Source organism: Enterococcus caccae ATCC BAA-1240 (assembly GCF_000407145.1).
Classification (GTDB): Bacteria; Bacillota; Bacilli; order Lactobacillales; family Enterococcaceae; genus Enterococcus_L; species Enterococcus_L caccae.
On sequence record NZ_KE136473.1, the window covers coordinates 202,967 to 226,556 of the forward strand.

Annotated in this window: 19 protein-coding genes; 14 read left to right on the plus strand and 5 right to left on the minus strand. The window is 37.2% G+C overall.

Annotated elements, in window-relative coordinates; translation table 11 throughout:
* Positions 1-620: 620 nt before the first annotated feature.
* The 9 genes from I580_RS06480 to I580_RS06520 all read left to right on the plus strand — a co-directional run bounded on the left by I580_RS06480 (position 621) and on the right by I580_RS06520 (position 11,820).
* Positions 621-830 carry a hypothetical protein gene (locus I580_RS06480; RefSeq protein ID WP_010771156.1) on the plus strand — a complete coding sequence of 70 codons (210 nt, stop codon included), beginning with the start codon at positions 621-623 and terminating at the stop codon, positions 828-830.
* Positions 831-977: 147 nt separating this feature from the next.
* Positions 978-1,652, plus strand: coding sequence for a two-component system response regulator SapR (gene sapR / locus I580_RS06485; protein ID WP_010771157.1), 675 nt, complete (start codon positions 978-980; stop codon positions 1,650-1,652).
* A 14-nt stretch (positions 1,653-1,666) separates the two neighbouring features.
* The gene (sapS, locus tag I580_RS06490) at positions 1,667-2,692 is read left to right on the plus strand and encodes a two-component system sensor histidine kinase SapS (protein ID WP_010771158.1); all 1,026 of its coding nucleotides are present in this window, start codon (positions 1,667-1,669) and stop codon (positions 2,690-2,692) included.
* Positions 2,693-3,076: 384 nt separating this feature from the next.
* On the plus strand, positions 3,077-3,940 hold the full coding sequence (locus I580_RS06495) for a GRP family sugar transporter (protein WP_010771159.1): 864 nt from the start codon (positions 3,077-3,079) through the stop codon (positions 3,938-3,940).
* An 82-nt stretch (positions 3,941-4,022) separates the two neighbouring features.
* On the plus strand, positions 4,023-5,411 hold the full coding sequence (locus tag I580_RS06500; protein WP_010771160.1) for an amino acid permease: 1,389 nt from the start codon (positions 4,023-4,025) through the stop codon (positions 5,409-5,411).
* Positions 5,412-5,545: 134 nt separating this feature from the next.
* On the plus strand, positions 5,546-6,910 hold the full coding sequence (gene fumC, locus I580_RS06505) for a class II fumarate hydratase (protein WP_010771161.1): 1,365 nt from the start codon (positions 5,546-5,548) through the stop codon (positions 6,908-6,910).
* A gap of 30 nt (positions 6,911-6,940) precedes the next feature.
* Positions 6,941-8,119, plus strand: coding sequence for an NAD(P)-dependent malic enzyme (locus I580_RS06510; RefSeq protein ID WP_010771162.1), 1,179 nt, complete (start codon positions 6,941-6,943; stop codon positions 8,117-8,119).
* Between the two features lie 268 nt (positions 8,120-8,387).
* On the plus strand, positions 8,388-10,397 hold the full coding sequence (gene metG / locus I580_RS06515) for a methionine--tRNA ligase (RefSeq protein WP_010771163.1): 2,010 nt from the start codon (positions 8,388-8,390) through the stop codon (positions 10,395-10,397).
* 196 nt (positions 10,398-10,593) lie between these two features.
* On the plus strand, positions 10,594-11,820 hold the full coding sequence (locus I580_RS06520; RefSeq protein ID WP_034860231.1) for a cytochrome P450 family protein: 1,227 nt from the start codon (positions 10,594-10,596) through the stop codon (positions 11,818-11,820).
* A 127-nt stretch (positions 11,821-11,947) separates the two neighbouring features.
* Here the strand turns inward: I580_RS06520 and I580_RS06525 are convergent, their stop codons facing one another.
* From I580_RS06525 to I580_RS06545, 5 genes are all read right to left on the minus strand, one after another.
* The gene (locus I580_RS06525) at positions 11,948-13,135 is read right to left on the minus strand and encodes a phosphoenolpyruvate hydrolase family protein (RefSeq protein ID WP_211214780.1); all 1,188 of its coding nucleotides are present in this window, start codon (positions 13,133-13,135) and stop codon (positions 11,948-11,950) included.
* Positions 13,136-13,245: 110 nt separating this feature from the next.
* Positions 13,246-14,070, minus strand: coding sequence for a phosphoenolpyruvate hydrolase family protein (locus I580_RS06530; RefSeq protein ID WP_010771166.1), 825 nt, complete (start codon positions 14,068-14,070; stop codon positions 13,246-13,248).
* 253 nt (positions 14,071-14,323) lie between these two features.
* Positions 14,324-15,553, minus strand: a complete 1,230-nt coding sequence (locus I580_RS06535; protein WP_010771167.1) for a Tm-1-like ATP-binding domain-containing protein — start codon at positions 15,551-15,553, stop codon at positions 14,324-14,326.
* A gap of 298 nt (positions 15,554-15,851) precedes the next feature.
* Positions 15,852-16,442, minus strand: coding sequence for a hypothetical protein (locus I580_RS06540; protein WP_010771168.1), 591 nt, complete (start codon positions 16,440-16,442; stop codon positions 15,852-15,854).
* Positions 16,443-16,570: 128 nt separating this feature from the next.
* Positions 16,571-18,745 carry a HelD family protein gene (locus I580_RS06545; protein ID WP_010771169.1) on the minus strand — a complete coding sequence of 725 codons (2,175 nt, stop codon included), beginning with the start codon at positions 18,743-18,745 and terminating at the stop codon, positions 16,571-16,573.
* A gap of 152 nt (positions 18,746-18,897) precedes the next feature.
* Between I580_RS06545 and I580_RS06550 the strand changes: the two genes are divergently transcribed.
* The 5 genes from I580_RS06550 (at position 18,898) to I580_RS06570 (ending at position 23,569) form a co-directional block, all read left to right on the plus strand.
* On the plus strand, positions 18,898-19,668 hold the full coding sequence (locus tag I580_RS06550; RefSeq protein ID WP_010771170.1) for a TatD family hydrolase: 771 nt from the start codon (positions 18,898-18,900) through the stop codon (positions 19,666-19,668).
* Positions 19,665-20,231, plus strand: coding sequence for a ribonuclease M5 (gene rnmV / locus I580_RS06555; protein WP_010771171.1), 567 nt, complete (start codon positions 19,665-19,667; stop codon positions 20,229-20,231). The genes I580_RS06550 and rnmV overlap by 4 nt, the downstream gene beginning before the upstream one ends.
* A 26-nt stretch (positions 20,232-20,257) precedes the next feature.
* Complete coding sequence (rsmA, locus tag I580_RS06560) at positions 20,258-21,139, plus strand: 16S rRNA (adenine(1518)-N(6)/adenine(1519)-N(6))-dimethyltransferase RsmA (RefSeq protein WP_010771172.1); 882 nt, start codon at positions 20,258-20,260, stop codon at positions 21,137-21,139.
* Positions 21,140-21,340: 201 nt separating this feature from the next.
* Positions 21,341-22,534 carry an MFS transporter gene (locus I580_RS06565; protein WP_010771173.1) on the plus strand — a complete coding sequence of 398 codons (1,194 nt, stop codon included), beginning with the start codon at positions 21,341-21,343 and terminating at the stop codon, positions 22,532-22,534.
* A gap of 42 nt (positions 22,535-22,576) precedes the next feature.
* Entirely contained in the window at positions 22,577-23,569 is a 993-nt protein-coding gene (locus I580_RS06570; protein ID WP_010771174.1) for a choloylglycine hydrolase family protein, read from the plus strand.
* Positions 23,570-23,590: the final 21 nt, after the last annotated feature.

Below are 23,590 nucleotides of genomic sequence, written 5' to 3' on the forward strand. Positions count from 1 at the left end.
AGTTCAATAAATAAGCATAAACATCTTCAAGTCAGAAAAAACTAGTATAAACCTCTAGAAATTTCTGCCAAAATTGAGTAAAATGGAAGATGTCAATGTATAAATATTGGCTTAAGCAACTTGATTGGTCAGGTGTTCACTGACTATTCAGGGCTTCATGATTTAGTTGGTAGCTAAATCATGAAGTGCTTTTTTTTATCCTATTCGTTTCTATCTACTTTCCATTTTATAGGAAAACCCTTTTAGGGTCAATAAAGGGTTGGAAAAAAATTACGTGAATCGTTAAATTGTTGTGAATATGTACGGAAAATATATCTGCCAAAAGATAAACTAAATATAGCTAAAATAATGGATTAGAGAAATATCGATAAAACGCGTTAATTATTTTTAGTGCATAAAAAGAGATGATTGCGTTAGCTAGGTTTTGTCACTATCACTAGTTTCATTTTATCAAAATAAAGTTAGCGGCTAATGATAAAATAGTAGTAATAAATGTAGAACGCTGCTTGTTATCTGCTCTTATTCTGGCATCAGGGATATTATTTTCTTTAAAAAAAGACTGCATTAGCGTAAAATGTAAGTGTATACAAAAATAAGATGAAGCTATGGGGAGCAAAACAATGCTGATAGAACTCGTTTTAGTACTGACGGTTTTCACATACGGCAGTAACTTTATTTTATATCTAATTCTTAGGACGAAAGAAAAAATCCAAGGAATTGAAAAATTATCAATCTTTTTTGGTGTGAATATGACGATTTTACTATTAGATGGAATTTTTTTGTTTATTGGTAAAGCGATATCTGATAGTGGAGTTGCGGTTTTGGAGTGAGTTTAGAGAGGAAAAAGTGTGGCTGGGATATGGCTTTTAGAGTCATGTCTCAGTCACTATTTTGTTAAAAATTCGGCTAAAAGTCCTATATGAATGACGAGTGATTTCTGATAAGGTACAATAGAAGAAATAACAGGAGGTCAGGAAATGGCAAAGATCATGATCATAGAAGACGAGACAACGATTCGTGAATTAATCAGCGAGGAGTTGCAGAAATGGCAATTTGATACATTTGGAACAACAGATTTTAATAATGTTTTAGAAGATTTTCAAAGAGAAGACCCGCAATTGGTATTGTTGGATATCAATCTTCCGGTATTCGATGGTTATTATTGGTGTCAGAAATTACGAGAAATTTCCAAAATTCCGATTATTTTTATTTCTAGCCGAAATACAAACATGGATATGATCATGGCGATGAACATGGGAGCCGATGATTTTGTCACAAAACCATTTCAAATCGATGTGTTGATCGCAAAAATTAATGCTTTGCTGCGTCGTTCATATAATTACTCAGAAGTTGGCAGTGAAATCATGTCACACAATGGCATTACTTTGAATGTAGATAATGGTAGTATGGAAATCAATGGGGAAGTGATTGATTTAAGTAAAAATGAATATCGACTACTCTATATTTTGATTAAGAAACATGGCAAGATTTTAACACGAGAAAAATTATTGCGGGCTTTATGGGAAGATGAACGCTTTGTGGATGACAATACGTTAACTGTCAATATCAATCGTTTAAGAAAAAAAATTGAACAAGCTGGTCTTGAAGGGTATATCGAGACTAAAGTGGGACAAGGATACATCGTCCCATAGAATAGGAGCGGAGAATGACGATTGGCAAGTATTTAAAAGATCATTGGTTGTTATTGGTCGGTTGGCTATTTTTTATTGGTGTGACGTGTTTTATTTTGTGGCTTTCTCCAGATATGGTGGTGAATCCATCGATTATTTGGTATTTGGTCTTATTACAAGGGTTGTTTTTGCTTTTATTTTTAACAATCGATTATTCATTGAAAAAGCGCTGGTGGCGTTCTTTAGATATTTCGGAACATCCGCCGTCTTTACAACATTATTTAGGTGAGGCATCAAAATCAGAAGAAAAACTAGCTCAGGACTATATCAATAGTTTAGTAGTGGAACACCAGCAAGTCATGCAACAAGCGATCAACAATCAACAGGATCAAAAAGACTATATCGATTCTTGGGTTCATGAAATCAAAGTACCGCTAGCGGCTGTTAATTTGATTTTACAATCGATCGAAGATGATATTCCAGAAAAAAAATATTATTTGGTTGAAAATGAGCTAAGCAAAATCGATGAATATGTGGAGCAAGTTCTTTATTATGCAAGGTTGGATAGTTTTTCCAGAGATTATTTGATTCAGGAATATTCGCTGAAAGAAATCGTTCAATCGGTGATTCGGACACAAGGGAATTATTTTATTCAAAAGAATTTGCAATTCTCCATTGAAGGTGACGATCAAATGGTGCTGACAGATGCGAAATGGGTTGCCTTTATTTTTAAACAATTAGTCAGTAACGCCATCAAGTATACTCCTTCTGGTGGCAAGATCACGGTTATCATTTCCAGAACCAAAGAAGGAGCTTGGTTATCTTTGAAGGATACTGGGATTGGGATTCCTAAAGAAGATCAGCGTCGTATTTTTGATAAAGGGTTTACGGGTGAAAATGGTCGAACTGGTGAACAGCATTCTACGGGATTAGGATTATATTTAGCCAAAAGTCTTGCAGATAAATTAGGGCATCAATTGACGATGGAATCTGTTGAAGGCGAGGGAACAACTGTAAAATTGTTGTTTCCGTTTTTAAGTTATTTCAATGAGAGAAGATAAATAGAGCTATGTTATGAAATGAGTAGCTTTTTGTCAGCATTAAACAGAGGAGAACTGCCCCTAAGCTTGGCAGATCAACTGGTTATTTTTACCAATAAATCATGCATCTTAAATGGTATACAAAAGAGGGATATGTTCGCGCATATTCCTCTTTTGTAGAGTTATATACCTATGATTAGAATTAGATAGGGTAAAAGCGGAGACTGTAAGTGCCTTTGTGAATAGTTTTGCTAGATAGAGTACATTTGTATATGTGGAAATTTTTCATTTTCTACACTATAAATAATGAGAGAAATTTTAGTAAACTTTTTTCTATCTTATAGTTGTATAGAGAACGCTTTTATTGTTAGACTTAATACATCACACTTTTGATAGGAGCATATTATGGAGATATTAGTAGCGTTGATCCCGATGTTTGCTTGGGGCAGTATTGGTCTTGTCAGCGGTAAAATTGGCGGTAGTGCCAATCAACAGACACTTGGTATGACGATTGGTGCGTTGTTCTTTTCAATAATCATCTTTTTCGTTGTTCAGCCTGCGATCACTATACAAATGGTCGTGATCGGGATTTTATCTGGTTTATTCTGGAGTGTCGGGCAAAATCAGCAATTCCATGGGATGAAATATTTAGGTGTTTCGGTTGGTTTACCTGTGTCAACAGGGATGCAGTTAATCGTTAATACGATTGCCGGAGCAGTCTTTTTTCATGAATGGAAAGGTAGTCGAGATTTTCTTTTAGGGTTTATTGCACTTGGGTTATTGGTGTTGGGTGCTTATTTAACAGCTAGGCAAGATGATGATAGTGGTGTAAAAACAACGAATTCAATGTTGGATTTTAATAAAGGGTTGCGGGCATTGATTTTTTCAACGATCGGTTATGGCGCGTATACGATTATTATCAATGCAGCAGGACTTGATCCGATGGGGATTATTTTACCTCAAAGTATTGGGATGTTAATTGGTGCTAGCTTTTTTGCGTTTAAAAAGGTTAAGTTGGATCGCTATGTTTGGCAGAATATGAGTTGTGGTCTGTTATGGGGCTTAGGAAATATCTGCATGTTATTGACGATGCGACAAATTGGTTTAGCAATTAGTTTCTCTTTATCTCAAATGGGAATCATTATTTCCACATTAGGTGGAATTTATATTTTAGGTGAAAGCAAGTCTAAAAAAGAAATGAGATATGTCATTATTGGTTGCTTATTCGTTATTTTAGGTGGTATTCTTTTAGGGTATATGAAAGCGTAAATGTCATATTTACGCTTATTTTTATGAGAAGATTTGCACTTATTAAGATTAGAAAACGGATTGATTTATTGGAGGAAAAGAAATGTCGATGTTTCGGAAAAAAGAGCTGACGGCTGTCTCAAGTGAGCCAAGCGCAATGAAAAAGGATTTAAAAACAATGGACCTGATCATGCTTGGGATCGGTGCGATTGTTGGAACAGGAATTTTTGTTGTGACTGGCGTTGCGGCTGAACAATATGCAGGGCCTGCGCTGTCTCTGTCGTTTTTAGTTGCAGCAGGGGCCATTGTTTTAGCAGGTTTATGTTATGCGGAGTTCGCTTCAAGGATTCCAGCGATTGGCGGTCCGTATGCGTATATGTATGTGGTTTTTGGAGAATTGGTTGCTTGGATGACAGGTTGGTTAGTGATTTGCGAGTTCTTTCTGGCGGTTTCTTCGGTGGCTTCTGGTTGGTCTGGTTATGTTCATGGCTTTTTAAATAGCTTTGGTGTGGATTTACCGAAAGCGTTGAGCGGGGCATACAATCCAGCGAATGGCACCTATGTTGATTTGATTGCAATGTTGGTTCTGTTGGCTGTTACATTTTGGGTATCACTAGAAGCGAAAACAGCGTTGCGTTTGAATAATATGATGGTGTTTGTGAAATTTGGAATCATCGCGTTGTTCTTACTGGTTGGTATTTTTTATGTGAAACCTGATAATTGGCAGCCGTTTATGCCGTTTGGATTTTCAGGAGTCGTGAGTGGAGCAGCTGTCGTTTTCTTTGCATTTTTAGGATTTGACGCAGTGAGTATGACCGCAGAAGAAGTCAAAAATCCGCAAAAAGATATCCCAAAAGGAATTATTGGTTCAATCATTATTGCAACCGTTTTGTATGTAATCGTAACTTTAGTTTTGACAGGAATCGTTCCGTTTGATGCCCTTGGTGTGAAAGATCCAGTAGCCTTTGCGATGCGTTTTGTCCAACGTGACGGTGTGGCTGGCGTGATTTCTGTAGGGGCGATTTTAACATTGTTGACTGTGACGATTTCTATGATGTACAGTCTAGCAAGAATTATTTATGCAATCAGTAAAGATGGTTTATTGCCGAAGTTTATGAGTAAAATCGATGAAAAAAATCGTACACCGAAAAATGCAACGTATGTAGCAGGGATTTGCACGATGATTTTTGCAGGGTTAGTTCCGATGGAGTTACTAGCTGAGCTGACGAATATTGTGACCTTGATGTATTTGATCGTGATGGCGATCGGGATTATTCGTTTAAGAAAAGTAGCTGGCGATCCTAAGCCAGGGGAATTTAAAATTCCATTTGTTCCGTTTGTCCCGATTTTATTAGTCATTGTGAGTATTGCCTTAATGCTGCAATTACAGGCGGCAACTTGGAAGGCTTTTGTAATAGCATTAGTTTTAGGTTTTGCAATTTATTTTGGGTATGGCTATAAACATAGTAATGAAGGTAAGGTTAAAAATTAAAAGTGGAAATCAGTGATCGAAAGGATTGCTGATTTTTTTCTGTCTTTTTCCTGAATAAAGAAATTTTACTGTAAATCATGATTGGTTTACAGTATAGTGATAGTGAAGTGTGAAAAAAGGGGAGGATCACAAGCATGTCTTATCGTATTGAACAGGATTCTATGGGAGAAATTCAAGTTCCTGAAACGGCACTTTGGGGAGCGCAAACCGAGCGTAGTCGCCAAAATTTTAATATTGGGATAGAAAAAATGCCCGCTGCTCTGATTCGGGCACTAGCATTAGTAAAAAAGAATGCAGCCAAAGCGAATGAAGCAACTGGAAAATTAGACACAGTAATCAGTCAAGCCATTCAACAAGCCGCAGATCAGATCATTAAAGGCGAGGTAGATGAGCATTTTCCTTTGTCTTTATGGCAAACTGGTAGCGGTACGCAAACCAATATGAATGTTAACGAAGTGATTGCCCATTTAGCAGCTAAATCTGGTGTAAACGTTCATCCCAATGATCATGTCAATATGTCTCAAAGTTCAAATGATGTGTTTCCAACAGCGATACATGTAGCAGGTGTGCAGTTGATCGAGCAACAATTATTTCCTGTAATGAAACAAATGCTTGAAACGTTACATACACTTGAAACTGAAAATCAAAACATCATTAAAATCGGACGGACCCATTTACAAGATGCAACCCCAGTGACGTTTGCCCAAGAAATCAGTGGTTGGCGTTCGGGGCTTGAGCACAATTATCAGATGCTAGCGTTAACGCTGAGTGAGCTTAAACAATTGGCACTTGGCGGCACAGCTGTAGGAACTGGGCTGAATGCGTCTAAAGAATATATTCAATCATTTTTTACTCACTTGAACCAAGAAACGAACAATCAATTTTCAGAAGATCCCAATAAATTTCATGGTTTAGCCAGTAAAGACGCACTTGTTTTTACTTCTGGTGCCTTAAAAGCGTTAGCTGCCAATGCAATGAAAATGGCGAATGATATCCGTTGGATGGCAAGTGGTCCAAGGAGCGGCTTAGGTGAGATCACGATTCCTGCCAACGAGCCGGGGAGTTCTATCATGCCTGGGAAAATCAATCCAACACAATCTGAAGCCTTGACTATGATTGCCATACAAGTGATGGGAAATGATACCACGATTGGCATAGGCGCTTCACAAGGAAACTTTGAATTAAATGTCTACATGCCGGTAATGGCGTATAATTTGATCCAAAGTATTGCATTATTAACCGATGGATTGCGTTCTTTTGATAAAAATTGTTTGGTTGGAATCAAGGCAGATCAGGAAAAAATGAAACAATATGTAGAACAATCGCTGATGCTTGTTACAGCTTTAAATCCACATATCGGGTATGATAATGGGGCAAAAATCGCTAAAAAAGCTTTTGCAGAAAATACAACGTTAAAACAAGCAGCATTGACTTCAGGTCTAGTAACCGAAGCAGAATACGAAAGCTGGGTCAAACCAGAGCAGATGTTAGGCAAATAAACGGAGTGATCTTGGAAAGGAAAGAGAAAAATGGCAGATATCTATGAAGAAGCACTGAAAGCACACGCACAATGGCGAGGAAAGATCGACATTCATTCAAAAGCCAAAGTGAAAACAAAAGAGGATCTATCATTAGCTTATACACCAGGTGTGGCTGAACCGTGTAGAAAGATCCATGAAAATCCGAATTCAGTGTACGATTATACGTGGAAAGGCAATACTGTAGCAGTCGTAACCGACGGCACAGCTGTCCTTGGTTTAGGTGATATTGGTCCTAAAGCGGCATTGCCAGTGATGGAAGGGAAAGCATTGCTGTTTAAAGAATTTGCTGGAATCGATGCGATTCCCATTTGTTTGGATACGAAAGATCCTAAAGAAATCATTGCCATTATCAAAGCAATGGCTCCAACCTTTGGCGGAATCAATTTAGAAGATATCTCTGCTCCACGTTGTGTAGAAATTGAGCGTATATTAATGGAAGAGCTGGATATTCCCGTCTTTCATGATGATCAGCATGGAACAGCAATCGTTACGATTGCAGCGTTGATCAATGCGTTGAAAATTGTGGATAAAAAAGTCGATGATATCAAAGTGGTTGTATCAGGAACAGGTGCAGCAGGTAGTGCAATCATAAAAATGTTGCATCATTTTGGCGTAAAAAATATCATCGCGTTCAATATTGACGGTGCATTATCCAAAACAATGGATAGATCGATGAATTTTTTAGAGAAAGAAATTGTTGAAATCACGAATCCTGAAAACTTTAATGGAACTTTAGGAGAAGCCATGGTTGGAGCGGATGTGTTTATCGGTGTTTCTGCACCTAAATTGGTATCAAAAGAAATGGTCGCATCAATGAATGCAGGTGCTATTGTCTTTCCAATGGCTAATCCTGAATCAGAAATCGATTATCAAGATGCAATCGATGCTGGTGCGGCAGTTGTAGGAACAGGTCGTTCGGATCATCCAAATCAAATCAATAATGTTCTGGCTTTTCCAGGATTGTTTAAAGGTGCCTTTGTCGCGGGGGCAACAAAAATTACTGAAAACATGAAATTGGCTGCAGCAAAAGCCATTGCGGAAATTATTCCAGAATCAGAACTTACGAGTGAATACATTATTCCCTCTCCTTTTAATCAAGAATTAGTGGATGTCATCATACGTGAAGTCGCTGAAACAGCTGTTCAAGATGGTGTTATTAGAGGGTAAACATAGAAAAAGCTAACAGATTGCAAGACAAAACTAAAACGTAATAAACGGTGGCCAAAAGTCAGGCCCTTCGGCAATTTCGTAAAAAACGAGCAATACGAAAAGCGTATTGTTCGTTTTTTACTCCAATTGCTCGAACCAAAGCGACTTTTGGCTCAACCTCTTTTTTATCTTGAGAAAATATCAGGATTTCTAGTTCAATAAAGCCAAGTGTGGTATACTATTTAGGAGTAAATTCAAGAGAATGCTAGAAGGAGGATGTTTCTACATGTCAGAAAAAGAAACATTTTATATCACCACCCCGATTTATTATCCAAGCGGACAACTACATATCGGCAATTCTTATACAACGATTGCTTGTGATGCGATGGCCCGTTACAAACGTTTGATGGGCTTTGACGTATTTTACTTAACAGGTGTGGATGAACATGGACAAAAGATTGAAAATAAAGCCTCAGAATTAGGCGTTACCCCTAAAGAATATGTGGACAAAATGGCAGCAGATGTCCAAAAATTATGGAAAACACTGGATATCAGCTATGATAAATTCATCCGTACAACGGACGATTACCATAAAAAAGCCGTTCAGCAAATCTTTGATCGCTTATTAGAACAAGGAGATATCTACCTTGGCGAATACGAAGGTTGGTATTCTGTCTCAGACGAAGAATACTTTACAGAAACACAATTAGCAGAAGTCTATCGTGATGAAGAAGGTAAAGTGATCGGTGGTAAAGCACCAAGCGGTCACGAAGTAGAATTAGTCAAAGAAGAATCGTATTTCTTCCGTATGAGTAAATATGCGGATCGTTTATTAGCATACTACAATGAACACCCAGAATTTATTCAACCTGAATCACGTAAAAATGAAATGATCAACAATTTCATCAAACCAGGTTTAGAAGATTTGGCCGTGTCACGTACGACATTCTCATGGGGAATTCCATTATCGAATGATCCGAAACATGTGGTTTACGTTTGGATCGATGCGTTATCTAACTATATTACCGCTTTAGGTTATGGATCAGAAGATGACAGCCTATTTAAAAAATACTGGCCAGCAGATGTTCATATGGTCGGAAAAGAAATCGTTCGTTTCCATACGATTTATTGGCCAATTATGTTGATGGCTTTAGACTTACCGTTACCTAAGAAAATTTTTGGCCATGGTTGGTTGTTGATGAAAGACGGTAAAATGTCTAAATCTAAAGGCAATGTGGTTTACCCAGAAATATTAGTGGATCGCTATGGCTTAGATGCGCTGCGTTATTATTTATTGCGTGCGATTCCGTTTGGAAGTGATGGCGTCTTTACGCCAGAAGATTTCGTTTCTCGTTTAAATTACGATTTGGCGAATGATTTAGGAAACTTACTAAACCGTACGATTGCGATGATCAACAAATATTGTGAGGGACATGTTCCCACATACGCTTCAAAAGTTACGCCGTTTGACAGCGAATTATCCACTACTGCTGCAAATGTGATTGGAAAATACCATGAAGCAATGGAAAAAATGGAATTCAATACGGCAATTGCCGAAGTTTGGACGTTGATTTCTCGCGCGAATAAATATATCGATGAAACACAACCTTGGGTTTTAGCCAAAGATGAAGAGAAGAAAAATGAATTGGATAGTGTTATGGTCCATTTAGCTGAAAGTTTGCGTATTGTAGCGATTCTGTTACAACCTGTGATGACTGAGACACCGACAAAAATCTTTGAACAATTAGGTTTAGATCCTGATACGATGAATATGGAAGAGATCCATTTTGGTGAATTTCCAACCGAAGTCAAAGTTGTTGCGAAGGGAACACCGATTTTCCCACGTTTAGAGATCGATACAGAAGTACTTTATATTCAAAAGAAAATGTCTCAAAACGCGCAAACAACAACGGAAGAAATCAAATGGGACCCAGAAGAAACAGAACTTATTTCTACAAAAGAAAAAGAAATCAAATACGAAGATTTTGATAAAGTAGAGCTAAAAGTAGCCGAAGTTATTGATTGTAAAAAAGTCAAAGGTGCTGATAAGTTACTACAATTCCGTTTAGATGCAGGAGATGAGCAAGATCGTCAGATTCTATCAGGCGTGGCTGAATTCTATCCAGATCCAAGTGCTTTAATTGGTAAAAAAGTTGTGATTGTAGCAAACTTGAAACCAAGAAAAATGCGTGGTCAGATCAGCCAAGGAATGATTCTTTCTGCTGAATCACCGGATGGCAAATTACAAATCATTGATGCACCAAAAGAAATGCCGAATGGCGCAAGCATTGCATAGATGAAGAAACCACATATATAAATAAAAATGACCAGATGATTTGTCTAGATTCAAAATAGATAAAATTACTGGTTATTTTTTTATATAAATTTTGATAATTTGAAAAAAAGAGTTGAAATCCATGTCAAAAAAATCTATTTTATTGTATCATTATAATGGAACAAAAAAATTGAGTACTAAACAAGGAGAATGTTTAATGAAGATGAAGAAGTACATGTTGGGGATTATGACAGGGGTTGCCATTTTTTTATTAGCAGCTTGTGGCTCAGACCCAAGAAAAGAATTTAGCAATGCGTTATTCAGTTCTAAAGGGGAAGAGTATAATGCGGCAAGTTTTGAGATGAAGATCAAAGATTTGGCGTATGATGGTGATGAGGGTGGCGCATATGTAAAAATGTTTGCTAGTCAATTAAAAGATATGAGTATTGACGGAAAATATGCGATTGATGATAAGACAGATGCGATGGAAATGGAAGTCACAGCTAATCTATTTGGCGAAAAATTGCCATTCCAATTTGTTGGTGATAAAGACAAATATTTCATGTCTACTAGTTTTGTTTCAGGTATGTTGGATTTAGCGAATTCATTTGATTATCCAATTGAATTAAGCAAAAGTGATTTGAACAAATTAAAAGGAAAATATATTGATCTTGCTGAAGCAGGTGATACACTTACTTCAGGTGAATTAGACAAAAAAACCAATTCCTTGAAGAAGAGAACCTTTACAAACACTGAGGATTCTAAAATGGGACGAGAAATGAAGAAGCTGATTGAAAGCTTCGATAAAAAATCATTTACAAAAGATAAAGATGTCGTAACACACACATTTACTAAAAAAGAAATTATCCAAATGCTAGAAAAAATCGATGAAGTTGCCAAAGAAGATAAAGACTACAAAAAATCGGGCGATGCTAAAGAAATGAAAGATGCAATCAAGTCTTTAAAAAATGATTTGGATAAAATGGATGTTAAGATCAGTATCAATCAAAAAACAAAAGCACTTGATATGGATATGTCATTAGCGGCAACAGATAAAAAGGACGCTAAAATGAGCATTGTGATGACGATGGCTGTTAAACCACAAAAAAATAGTGGGAAAATCAAGATGCCTAGTAAAAAAGAAGTCATCAGTCAAGATGAGTTAGAAAATATTTTATCAAATATTACTGGAACTGGAACAGATGATTCAGCTCTAAATGATGACTCAATGGATTACAGTGATTTAAAAGATGATCCTGAGATTCAAAAACTAATGGATGAGCAATTAGATGAAATGATCAAACGCATAGAAGCAAATCCAAGTGCTGTAACAGAAGAAACTGCAAAAGAAGCACGTGAAGGCGCTAAAGAGATTTTCAACGAAGAGCAAATGAAAAAGCTAAATGATGCCTTAGATAAAGCATTGAAAGCTGGAACTGTTTAAGCTTAAAATAATAAATGAGGTTTGAAGTAATCAAAGAGAGGATTGCTTCAGACCTCATTTGTTTATCTACTCATTTATGATGAATCTTAAAAAAATTGAAGAAATACTAGAAAAAGAAAATCGATTCTTATTTCTTTTTAGATGAGCGAAAAGCATTTGGTGGAAATCCAGTATATTTTTTAAAGGCACGGCTAAAATAGGACGCATCTGTGTATCCAACCATTTGGGCTAGTTCGCTAATAGAAACATTCTTATTTTCTAAAATAGTGATAGCCTGATTCAATCGATAGCTTGTTAAATAATCAGAAAAAGTAAGGCCCATTTTTTCTTTAAATAAAGTACCTAGATATTGACGGCTAATGTGCATGATATCTGCAAGTTCCGTTAACTTAATTTCATCCATATAGTGATCAGCAATATATTTTTGGGTGAAATCTACATAATCGTAATGTTGTTCTAGTTCCTCCAGCAGCTGATAAAGCTTTTTATCTGATTCAAGTATACCAGCAGTCTTAAATTCGTTGGTGATTTGTCCGATGCTGTCTTCAACAGGGGTGCGTTCAAATGAAGAACCGCCGATATACCCTTGGGCAGAGGTTTGCTTAAACATATAATCTGCATCTAGCGGACTGTCCACAGGTCCACCGTAAATCATGCGAATGACGTTTGGATTCACTTTTTCACAGATATCAAATAACTCTTTGGCGATTTTTTTCCCAGCTTCTAAAGAGAGAATCTTTTTTGCACCAACCGTTCCACCACTAGTCAAGCCTAAATGAACACAGATAATATCAGCACCTGCAGCTAACATTTGCTTTGTTTGAGTTTGATCGAAGACAAAGGCAATCGTCAGTAAGCCTAAATCATGTGCAAGTTTGATGGATTCAACTTCTTGGTCGTAGTTTAGACCATTTTCGTCTAACCACTCTCTAAATTGACCATCGAACATACCTACAGTTGGAAAGTTATTGATTCCAGCAAAACCGTTGGCCTTTATTGACAACAAGCATTTTTTTTTGTCGATTGTAGGGTCGGTTCCGTTAAAACCAAAGAAGACAGGAATGTTGTTTACTCGAGGTAGAATCTCTCTTCTACCGTAATCCATTACGATTTCATTTGCATTAGAAAATGGCAACCAACCCGCTAACGAGCTAACCCCCATTTGCCGAAACTTTCCTGAATTCAGAGCCAAAATAAAGTCAGCTCCGCCACTTTCTGCAGCTTTGGCTGCTAACCCAGAACCAGCTGCGACACCGATGACTCGCTTATCAGTGCGAACGCTTCTTTTAAGTTGGGTCATTTGTTTTTGTTCCACTATAAGCAGTCCTTTCTATAGGTTTTTTCTTTATTATAAACGCAAACCATTATAAAAGAATAGAGTATAGAACAAAAGTTGCTCTATACTCTAAAACGACAGAATCAAATTCATTGAATTTGTTTAAAGGCTTGGGTTTGTTCTTTGATGCCTTTTTCAGCAGCAAATCGTTCAATACTTGAAGCACCGAAAAAGCCATGAACACCTGTTGTATGTTTGATGATGTATTGAGCGTCTTCTGGCTCTGCAATTGGTCCGCCGTGGCAAATGACTAAGATTTCTGGATTGATTTCTTTAGCTGCATCCGCAATTGCTTGAACACGTTTAGCAGATTCTTCTAATGTTAAAGCCGTTTGTGCACCAATACTTCCTTTGGTTGTGAGACCCATATGTGCGACGATCATGTCCGCACCAGCTTGCGCCATTTTTTTAGCTTGTTCAGGATCAAACACATAAGGTGTGGTTAAAAGATCTAACTCATGAGCTTTAGCGATCATTTCAACTTCTAGATCATATCCCATACCTGTTTCTTCTAAATTTTGTCTAAAGACACCATCGATTAGTCCAACAGTGGGGAAATTTTGAACGCCCGCAAACCCTTGGTCTTTTAGTTGCTTTAAAAAGACATCCATGACACGAAACGGATCTGTGCCGCACACACCTGCTAAAACGGGCGTGTTTTTTACAACAGGTAGTACTTCAGCACCCATTTCCACAACGATTTGGTTTGCATCACCATAAGACAGCAATCCTGCCAAAGAGCCACGCCCAGCCATTCTGTAACGTCCTGAATTGTAAATAATCAGCATATCTGTTCCACCGGCTTCAGAACTTTTGGCGGTGATACCAGTTCCTGCTCCCACACCTAATAAAATATTTCCATCTGCGATTTGTTGACGAAAGTCAGCCAAAATTTCTGTTCTTGTTTTTTTCATGAATTCATTCCTCCTAAATTTAAAAGCTGAAAGAGCTCGTTTAGTCTCGACTAGCAAATAGGAAAAAATAACTGAGACGTTTTTTGTTTCATTTAGTTTTTACCTTTTTCTCGAGAGACTAGCTCTTGAAGCTAGATACTGTTAAAAGCGTAGCGGGCTCGTTTTGCTCTGACAGGAAAATAGGAAATTATGAATGAGACGCTTTTTATCTCAAGCATAATTTATCTTTTTCCCGAAGAGCTAGCCCACGAAACTAGATATCGTCAGTATGTTCATTCATTAATTGAGCTAATTTTTCAGCAGCCACTGTGGCAAATTGCGGATCATTGATATTGTAATCTAGTGAAATGATCTCAACTAAAGGATTGCTGATATTCGCTGTTACAGTATCAAATAGAACTTGGTCGATTTGCGGTGCATAAAATTCATGGTTTTTATTATCTAAACTAGATAAGCCTTTTAAAGGTAGCATCAAAATGGTTTTACTCGTTACTTGATTTAATTTTTCAGCGATCGTTTCACCCAGTTGTTGATTTTCTTCGGCTGTAGTCCGCATCAGGGTTACCATAGGATTGTGTTGGTAAAACGTTCGATCTTGGTATTTTTTTGGCACTGTTTCTACTGCACCAAAGTTTACCATATCAAGTGCGCCTAGAGAAACAACTTGAGGAATTCCAGTTATCGCCGCCGCTTCTAAACGATGCTTTCCACCAGGCATGTTTCCGCCAAATAATTCATCACACCATTCAGTAGTGGTAAGATCTAGCACACCTGCGATATGGCCATCTGTGATTAATTTTTCCATTGATTTTCCGCCAGCACCTGTAGCGTGGAAAACAAGTACCTCATATCCGTCCTCTTCTAACAAACGTCTACTGACTTCCACGCTTGGGGTAGTTACACCAAACATACTTGCCGCAATAACTTTTTTCTCTTCTGTTTGTTCAATACTTAAATTCGCAACCATTCCGCTGATCGCATTCGCAGCATTGGTAAAAATTTTCTTAGAAATCGAGTTGATGCCAGCAACATCAACGATCGATGGATACATGAAGATATCACTTGATCCTACATAACCACTGACATCTCCAGCAGCAACCGTGGAAATCATCAGCTTAGGAACTCCTATTGGTAGTGCTCGCATACTTGGTGTGACCATTGAAGTTCCGCCAGAACCACCAGCAGAAATAATGCCATCAAATTTTCCTTCACTATATAGTTGAGGCAGTAAAATTTCTAAACCTTTGGCAATTGCATTCGTTCCTTGAGCACGATCTCTATTAACAGCTATTTCTGTTATATCAGCACCTACTACTTCAGCGATTTGGTGATTCGTGACGTCTGGTTCAAAAGCAGGGGTGAAAATACCGGTGTGGATCAAAAAAGTGTTTAGACCTGTTTTTTCAATTTGTTCTTTGATAAACAAGAATTCTTCAGATTTTGAGTCAAAGGTTCCAGCTATTGCTACAGTTCTTTTATTCATGAGAATACTCCTTTCAGTAATTTTGTTTACGTTTTCATTATAGAAGGTCTTTCATAAGAAAGATATGAAGTATTGTCATTTGAAATAGGACTTATGTCATGTGGAAGATAATAAAAAAACATGGCTGGGACATAACTCTACGAGTCACATCCCAGCCACAAGAAACCTGAATAACCGGTGGGAACCGAAGCAACTCTTTCGGAAATAGGCTAGAATTCATAAAAATCTGAAGGACAACTTTCGTGAATTCCCCCTTATTTCTCGGAGTTAAATACTTCCGTCCCAACCTCGAAACTGACTAGAATTTCAGTTTTCTATTTGATTTAACTCTATGAAAACGAGTTGGTAAGAGCATGATTAATAGTGCATAAGGCACGCTAATGATTGACCAAGTCAAGGTACGGCTCAAACTATTATTTTTATATAACCAATTAAGTAAAAAATGCAGGCCTAAGATACTGACGGAAACAAAAATCAACACGGCATAACTGGGCTCATTTTTTAGGATAGCTCTAAGAATACTGCCAATTAGAGGAACCAAATAAAAATAAGCACTAGTTATGGAAATCCGCCAACTTTTTGCGATAGTTCCAAGGTTCATCAAGAAAAACACAAGAGACAATAAGAGTCCAAGCGGCGGAAAAAAGGCAATCAAGGCGGAATATACAGCACCCCATAAAAGCATTAAGGGACCTTTAACAATTGCTGCAATAATAACGAAAACGACTATCAGAAGAAGCTGTTGTGTCATTGAGCCATAGGCTAACAAACCGAAAAGAACCAGTAGTACCCAGTGCCAGATCGTATTGACTTGAGGTTTTCGTTCAATCGTTACGTTCTTTTGGATCGTTGTTTTTAGAAAGCCAGATTCTTCAAAGAAATTTTTCAAACAGCATTCACTCCTATCAAATTGAAAATCAGACTGAAGTTAAGTTTACTGCTGAAAAGGGAGAAAAACATCGGGCTAAAGTCGTTTTTTTGAATGCTGTTGCTTCAAAATTGGATAATCTTCAATAACTATTTAGCCTTAAGCAGATTAGAAAGCTCCCCAATATAAGGTAAAAAGACCTGTTTCATTCCGCGAGAAATCGCTGTATAAAGAATCTTCTTCTCTCGTTCTGTTGTTCCATAGCGTAATGTCGAAGGGTCATGAATAATCACATTGTCAAACTCAAGACCTTTGGCCATATCGATCGAAAGAATTTGAGCCTTGATCGTGTTCTGTTTGGTAGTCAGTTGTTGTTCTAATTCTTCTGCTTCCATTTCAGTTTTCGTAATGATTACTGTCGCTTCTTCAGATGATAATGAATCTAAAAGTGAAGAAAGTGTTTTTAAATATGCTTCTTGATTTTCACAAGAAATAAACATCGGCTTCTCACCATCTTTTCGGATGGATACAATGTTTAGCTTTTCATGATTGGTCACTAACGTTTGAAATAGTTGAGTGATTTCTTTACTTGAGCGGTAACTATTCAATAATTGATATGAAGTAACAGAACGGCTAGAAGCAGATAATAGGTCTTTTAGTCCTATAAAACTGATTGATGTATTAAAAATTGCCTGATTTTCATCTCCCGCTAAAGTGAAGTTTGCTTGCGGAAATAATTTAAGCAGTAAAAGAATTTGAGCCTCTGTATAGTCTTGGACTTCATCCACCAAAATAAACGCCATTTGCCGATTGGACAAATCTTCAATAAATGTATCCTTGATCAGTAACAACATCACAACTTCATCAGCAGTATAGGCTGCAGTTACTCTTTCATAGGAATCTTGCTGATGATTCTGATACAATGCTTCAAAAAGTAACCATTGATCGAACCAAGTAAAATCAGTGATTGCATCCACTACTTTGCGGTATTTTTGTTGCAATCGTTGAAGGGCAAACTCTGCTAATTGTTCGTCATCTTCCTCAGCAAATGTTGTGTCAAAGTAGCGTAACTGCTCGGCTTCAGTCAAGTCTTGCATTTGATCGATCATTTGCTTGGATTTGGATTGTTTGATCAAATAACGATTCCATAAACTGGATAGTTTTTCTTTTGTTGCAGATAATCGGTCTCTGATTGACAAACTCGTTGGTGTTTCTTGGTATAAATTAAAAATCAGTTCAGCCGAAAAGATCGGTTTACGTTTGAATAAAATCGGTTTGAATAATGATTGTTGAATTAGGGAAGCATCTTCGAAAGAGTGAATAAAATCAACAAATTTTTGTGATTGAATCACTCTTTGCTGGGCATTGACGCGCTCCGCGGTAATTCGTTTGAAATAAGCTGATTCACTTTCGATCGGTGCTTTTTCACGAAAGGTAAATTTAAGAAACTGTAATAAAGTTAAATTCAGTGGATTTCGTTCACCTAAATTCGGTAATACCTGAGAAATATAATCAATAAAGGTAGAGTTAGGAGAAAGCAGTAAAATATCATCAGCAGTAATCTTGGTTCGATGATTATACAGTAAATAAGCAATTCGCTGCATGATCGCTGATGTTTTCCCGCTCCCTGCTATTCCGTTGACTAAAAGCAAAGGATGACGTTCATCTCGGATGATCTCATTTTGTTCTTGTTGGATCGTTGTTGTGATATCTTTCATGTATTGAGAAGAATCCGCTTCTAGTGAATGGAGTAAAATATCATCTTGGATCGCAAGGCTAGTATCAAAGAAATTAATCAAACGATCTTCCTCAATAATCAATTGCCTTTTTAGATTTAACGTAACAGGAATCTCTGTCTTATTGACAAGATAACTGCTGTCGCCTAAAACATTATTATAAAAAAGGGAAGCAATTGGTGAACGCCAATCGTAGATCCGTGATTCACCTTCCAGATTGGTAAAATCATTCATCCCGATATAAAAAACATCCCGATCAGAATCGTCATCTAAAAATGTCACATCGATTTTCCCAAAATAAGGAACTTTCAGTAACCGTTCAACTTTTTCCAGTTGCTTAGCAGCAGTTGCGTTTTGGATGTTTAATTGGTCGATTTCCCTATTTTTCATTTCCATCATGGCAAAGGTTTCTAAGTTATCTGAGTAACTATCAAAATTTAGCTTTGTATCACCGCCAAACTGCTCTAGCACTGACTTTCCTGTGGTGTTGACTTCATCGATAGCGGTTTGATAGGTATCTTTTGCTTGAGTTAATTCTTCGTAAACCTGATGTAGATGACGAGTTTCTTGTGTGCGATCGTTTGACATATTGGTTCCTCCTGACATAAATTGCCGTGACCGAATAGTATAAGCTATTTTTTTTAATAAAGCAATTATAAGAAGCTGATAATTTATCGATGCTGTCCATTCAGCTTTTGGTTAAAATGTGATAAAGTATAGAAGACAGAGGAGGGGTTTACTTGATTTTTGATTCTCATACCCATTTAAACGCAGAACAATTCAATGGAGATATTCCAGAAACTATTGAGCGTGCAAAAGAGTTAGGTGTAACGGAGATGGCAGTAGTTGGTTTTGATACACCGACAATCGAAAAGTCTCTTGAGCTTAGCCAACACTATAAAGAAATCCAAAGTATTATCGGCTGGCATCCAACAGAAGCTGGAAGCTATACGTCGGAAGTGGAGAAAAAACTTCAGCAGTTATTAACAACACCAAAAGTAGTGGCACTTGGTGAAATTGGTTTAGATTATTACTGGATGGAAGACCCAAAAGAGGTACAAGATCGTGTGTTTCGTCGTCAAATCGCAATTGCCAAAGAAATGAACCTGCCAATCAGTATCCATACACGAGATGCGATGGAAGATACGTATAAGATTTTAAAAGAAGAAGATATTCGTGATATTGGTGGTATTATGCATAGTTTTAGCGGTGATCCTGAGTGGATGGCGAAATTTTTAGATATGGGCATGCATATTTCTTTAAGCGGTGTTGTGACGTTTAAAAAGGCGTTAGAAGTACAAGAAGTAGCGAAAGCAGTTCCGTTAGATCGCTTACTGGTAGAGACCGATGCACCGTATTTAGCGCCTGTTCCTTATAGAGGCAAACGTAACGAACCAGGCTATACTCGTTATGTAGTAGAAAAAATCGCAGAATTAAGAGAAGTTCCATTGGAAGAAATTGCAAAGCAAACGACAACGAATGCGCATCGTTTATTCAGGTTAGCCGAATGACAGAGAAGTTGAGAATCGAAGAAATCATTGTCGTTGAAGGAAAAGACGATACCAGACGGATTCAAGAAGTTGTTGATGCAGATACGATCGAGACAATCGGTTCAGCGATCAATGAAGATATTTTAGAACAAATCGAGCATGCGCAAGAAACACGAGGTGTCATCATTTTTACTGACCCCGATTTTTCAGGTGAAAAGATTCGTAAAACAATCATGGAAGTTGTGCCTGATGCTAAGCACGCCTTTCTCTCGCGGCAACTTGCAGCACCTAAAAAGCGTGGCTCAAGTTTAGGCGTGGAACATGCCAGTGATGAAGCGATTTTAGAAGCGCTGGAAAAAATTGTAACACCTATTAATGAGACCGATGACTATCAAGAAATCCCTAGACAAACTTTGATCGCATATGGTTTAATAGCGGGAGCTCATGCAAAAGAACGCCGTGAAAAATTAGGCGATGAATTGCGCATTGGTTATACAAACAGTAAACAATTAACGAAACGCTTGAAAATGTTTCGCATCACTGAAAAAGAATTAAGAGATGTCATGAATAACTTAAATGAATGACCTAGTGAAAAATCGGAGGAATCAATTTGACAGAATATAAAGAAATAGCCACCCCTTCAAGAACCAAAGAAATTTTGAAGCAACACGGCTTTTCATTCAAAAAAAGTTTAGGACAAAACTTTTTAACAGAACCGAATATCTTAAGGAAAATCGTTGAGACAGCAGGAATCGATACGCATACCAATGTGGTGGAAGTCGGACCTGGTATAGGTGCTTTAACAGAACAGCTAGCCAAAAATGCTGCACAAGTTTTAGCGTTTGAAATCGATGATCGCTTGATTCCTGTTTTAGAAGATACAATGAGTCCCTATCCAAACGTCACAGTTGTTCATAATGATGTGCTAAAAGCAGATCTAGTTGGTACGACAAAAGAGGTCTTTAAAGAAGAACTTCCTATCAAAGTAGTTGCTAATTTGCCTTACTATATTACAACGCCTATCATGATGCACTTTTTAGAATCGGATTTAGCGGTGGAAGAAATGATCGTTATGATGCAAAAAGAAGTCGCAGACCGAATCTCGGCAAAACCTGGAACCAAAGCTTACGGCTCATTATCGATTGCTGTTCAGTATTTTATGGAAGCAAGCATCGCGTTTATTGTGCCGAAAACTGTGTTTATCCCGCAACCAAATGTTGATTCAGCAATCATCAAATTAACAAAACGTGATAAACCAGCAGTTGAAGTTACGAATGAAAAAGAATTCTTCAAACTGACAAAAGCATCCTTCCAGTTGCGCCGTAAAACATTGTGGAATAATTTGATTCATTTTTACGGTAAAGATGAGGAAACCAAAGCCTGGTTGACTAAAAGTTTGACAGAAGCTGAGATTGAACCTTCACGTCGTGGAGAAACGTTGTCATTAATCGAGTTTGGGCGTTTAAGTAATACTTTAGAAAAAAATCGTTAAAAAAGTGGATTGAGAAAAATTGTTTAATTTTTTTCAATCTCCTTTTTTATACAAAATAATGTAACAAACTTTTTTATAAAGAGAAGAGGAAATCATTTTCTTTTGACTTTATGTAAAATAATTGGATTGAGATATTGACTTTTTTTAAATATCAAGCATAATTATATTTAGAAAGCGCTTTCTGTTGTTAGGAGTGAAACTATGGAAAATAATAAGACAAGAAATGTTACGTGGATGTTAGTAGCTATTTTTCTGGGATACACTTGTATTTATGTTGATAAGACGACAATTGGGATGTCACTGGTGACGATTGCAAATGATTTAGGCTTTGATCCACAGCAAAAAGGTTTGATACTAAGTGCTTTTTTTCTAGGCTATACGATTTTTCAAATTCCATTTGGCTACTTATCTAGTAAGATTGGGACAAGAAAAATGATGATTACTTCAGTTTTTCTCGTAGGAATTTTTCTATTTTTATTTGGCTTCGGCTTTTCTTTATTATATTTGATTTTGATTCGATTTATGACAGGAGCTGTGGCTCATTCTGGGTATCCGTCTTCTGTGAGTACCTTTATTTCACAAGAATTGCCAATAGAGAAACGGGGACCAGCACAATCAACAATGATTGCTTCTTCAGGTTTTGCTGCAATCGTAGGACCGTTATTGATTGCCCCCCTTTTATTACAGATTGGTTGGCATAAGACTTATTATTTTTTAGGGGCAGCAGTCCTTTTGGTCGCCGTTTTAATGTATTTTGTGATCCCTAAAGAATTTGGTGGAGTGAAAGAACAGTTAAAAAATAAAAAAGTTATTTCATTTCGAGATGTACTAAAAGATCGAAATGTTTGGATTTTGATTTTTGCAGCATTCTTTATCAACGCTGCAATATATGGTCTAAATGGGTGGATGGCAACTTATCTAGTCGAAGCCCATGGTCTTGTTCTAACTCAAACGGCATATGTAGCAGCTATTATTGGCTTTTTCACGATGATTGCCGCTATGTTGGGTGGTGTTGTAGTGAATAAATACTTCGTTGGTAAAGAAAAAAATGTGATTTTTATAGCTACTATTGGTGGAGGAATCTTTGCTATTTTAGTTTCAGTTGTTGGAACATTCGTCATGAGTATGGTGGCATTAACTTGTGCTGTGGCATTTGCGAGCTTAGCTTTTGCTACATTGATGAGTATTCCATTAAAAATATTTCCAACAGATGAAGTGTCTGCAAAGTACGCAACGATCAATGCAATCGGTGTTTCAGGTGGATTTGTTGCGCCGACGATTATTGGTGCACTGATTCAACTGTCTAATGGTGCTTTCTTTAGCTCATTCTTATTTATTGGAATTTCGTTTATTGTTGCTGGAGGAATTACGTTATTAGTGAAAAAAAGTGAATGATCGTAGTTCAGAATTTTGAAAAAATGAGAAGGGTGTGAGAAAATGTGTACAGGAATTACAATTCAATCAATCAAGGGGAATAGTTATTGGGGGAGAACACAGGAATTTAATTTATTATTGGAGTATGATGCTGCAATTATTCCAAGAAATTATGATCTAACTGTTTCGTTAGACCACTTCTTAACACGTTATGCTGCGATGGGTGTCTCAATTTCCGGTCAGCCATTATTAGTAGATGGAGTGAACGAGAAAGGATTGATGGGCGGTTCTTTTTACTTTGGGCATTATAATCGGTATATCGAAGCAGAAAAAATTCGTGCAATGGGAAAATTACCATTAGCAGGTGCTGAATTTGTGACCTATGCGTTAACAAACTATGCTTCTGTCGAAGAATTGAAAGAGCGGGTAAATCAAGACACTGCAATAGCAATTGTTGACAATCCGGCGGGAATTCCGCAACATTATGTGTTTCAGGATGAATCTGGTGCCTCTGTTGTAGTTGAACCTTCCATCGATGGCGGATATGAAATTTATGATAATCCTGTCGGTGTTTTTACGAACAGCCCTAAGTTTGATTGGCATTTGACCAACCTGCAAAATTATGTTGGACTAAGTGATACAATAGCACCTGATATTCAGATGAATGATCTTCATGTGATTTCAAATGGGAAAGGTTCTGGCTTACGAGGAATTCCAGGGGATTTTACTCCACAATCTCGATTTGTTCGAGCCGCATATTTGAAGCATTTTTCTGAAAAAGTTGAGGATGAACAGGCAATAGAACAAATTTTTCATATTTTAGATAGTTTTGATATTCCAAAAGGTGTTGTGAAAGTCAGTTCAGATACAGATGTACAGTATACCCAATATACCAGTGCATATGACTGCAAAGAAAAACAAATGTACATTCATTTGTATGAAAATCGTACGATCCAAACTTTATCTTTAAATGCTGGCATACTAGATAGCTCTGTACCGCAATATTTTGAATTAAAAATGGAGCAACAATATCATACAATGCTAAAAAAAGGGTAAGGGTAAACATAATTTAAGTTA

Excerpts from the sequence above, each read along its gene's own strand:
- I580_RS06480 (WP_010771156.1), top strand. The coding sequence starts at position 621 with ATGCTGATAGAACTCGTTTTAGTACTGACGGTTTTCACATACGGCAGT.
- sapR (WP_010771157.1), top strand. The coding sequence starts at position 978 with ATGGCAAAGATCATGATCATAGAAGACGAGACAACGATTCGTGAATTA.
- sapS (WP_010771158.1), top strand. The coding sequence starts at position 1,667 with ATGACGATTGGCAAGTATTTAAAAGATCATTGGTTGTTATTGGTCGGT.
- I580_RS06495 (WP_010771159.1), top strand. The coding sequence starts at position 3,077 with ATGGAGATATTAGTAGCGTTGATCCCGATGTTTGCTTGGGGCAGTATT.
- I580_RS06500 (WP_010771160.1), top strand. The coding sequence starts at position 4,023 with ATGTCGATGTTTCGGAAAAAAGAGCTGACGGCTGTCTCAAGTGAGCCA.
- fumC (WP_010771161.1), top strand. The coding sequence starts at position 5,546 with ATGTCTTATCGTATTGAACAGGATTCTATGGGAGAAATTCAAGTTCCT.
- I580_RS06510 (WP_010771162.1), top strand. The coding sequence starts at position 6,941 with ATGGCAGATATCTATGAAGAAGCACTGAAAGCACACGCACAATGGCGA.
- metG (WP_010771163.1), top strand. The coding sequence starts at position 8,388 with ATGTCAGAAAAAGAAACATTTTATATCACCACCCCGATTTATTATCCA.
- I580_RS06520 (WP_034860231.1), top strand. The coding sequence starts at position 10,594 with ATGAAGATGAAGAAGTACATGTTGGGGATTATGACAGGGGTTGCCATT.
- I580_RS06530 (WP_010771166.1), bottom strand. The coding sequence starts at position 14,070 with ATGAAAAAAACAAGAACAGAAATTTTGGCTGACTTTCGTCAACAAATC.
- I580_RS06535 (WP_010771167.1), bottom strand. The coding sequence starts at position 15,553 with ATGAATAAAAGAACTGTAGCAATAGCTGGAACCTTTGACTCAAAATCT.
- I580_RS06545 (WP_010771169.1), bottom strand. The coding sequence starts at position 18,745 with ATGTCAAACGATCGCACACAAGAAACTCGTCATCTACATCAGGTTTAC.
- rnmV (WP_010771171.1), top strand. The coding sequence starts at position 19,665 with ATGACAGAGAAGTTGAGAATCGAAGAAATCATTGTCGTTGAAGGAAAA.
- I580_RS06565 (WP_010771173.1), top strand. The coding sequence starts at position 21,341 with ATGGAAAATAATAAGACAAGAAATGTTACGTGGATGTTAGTAGCTATT.
- I580_RS06570 (WP_010771174.1), top strand. The coding sequence starts at position 22,577 with ATGTGTACAGGAATTACAATTCAATCAATCAAGGGGAATAGTTATTGG.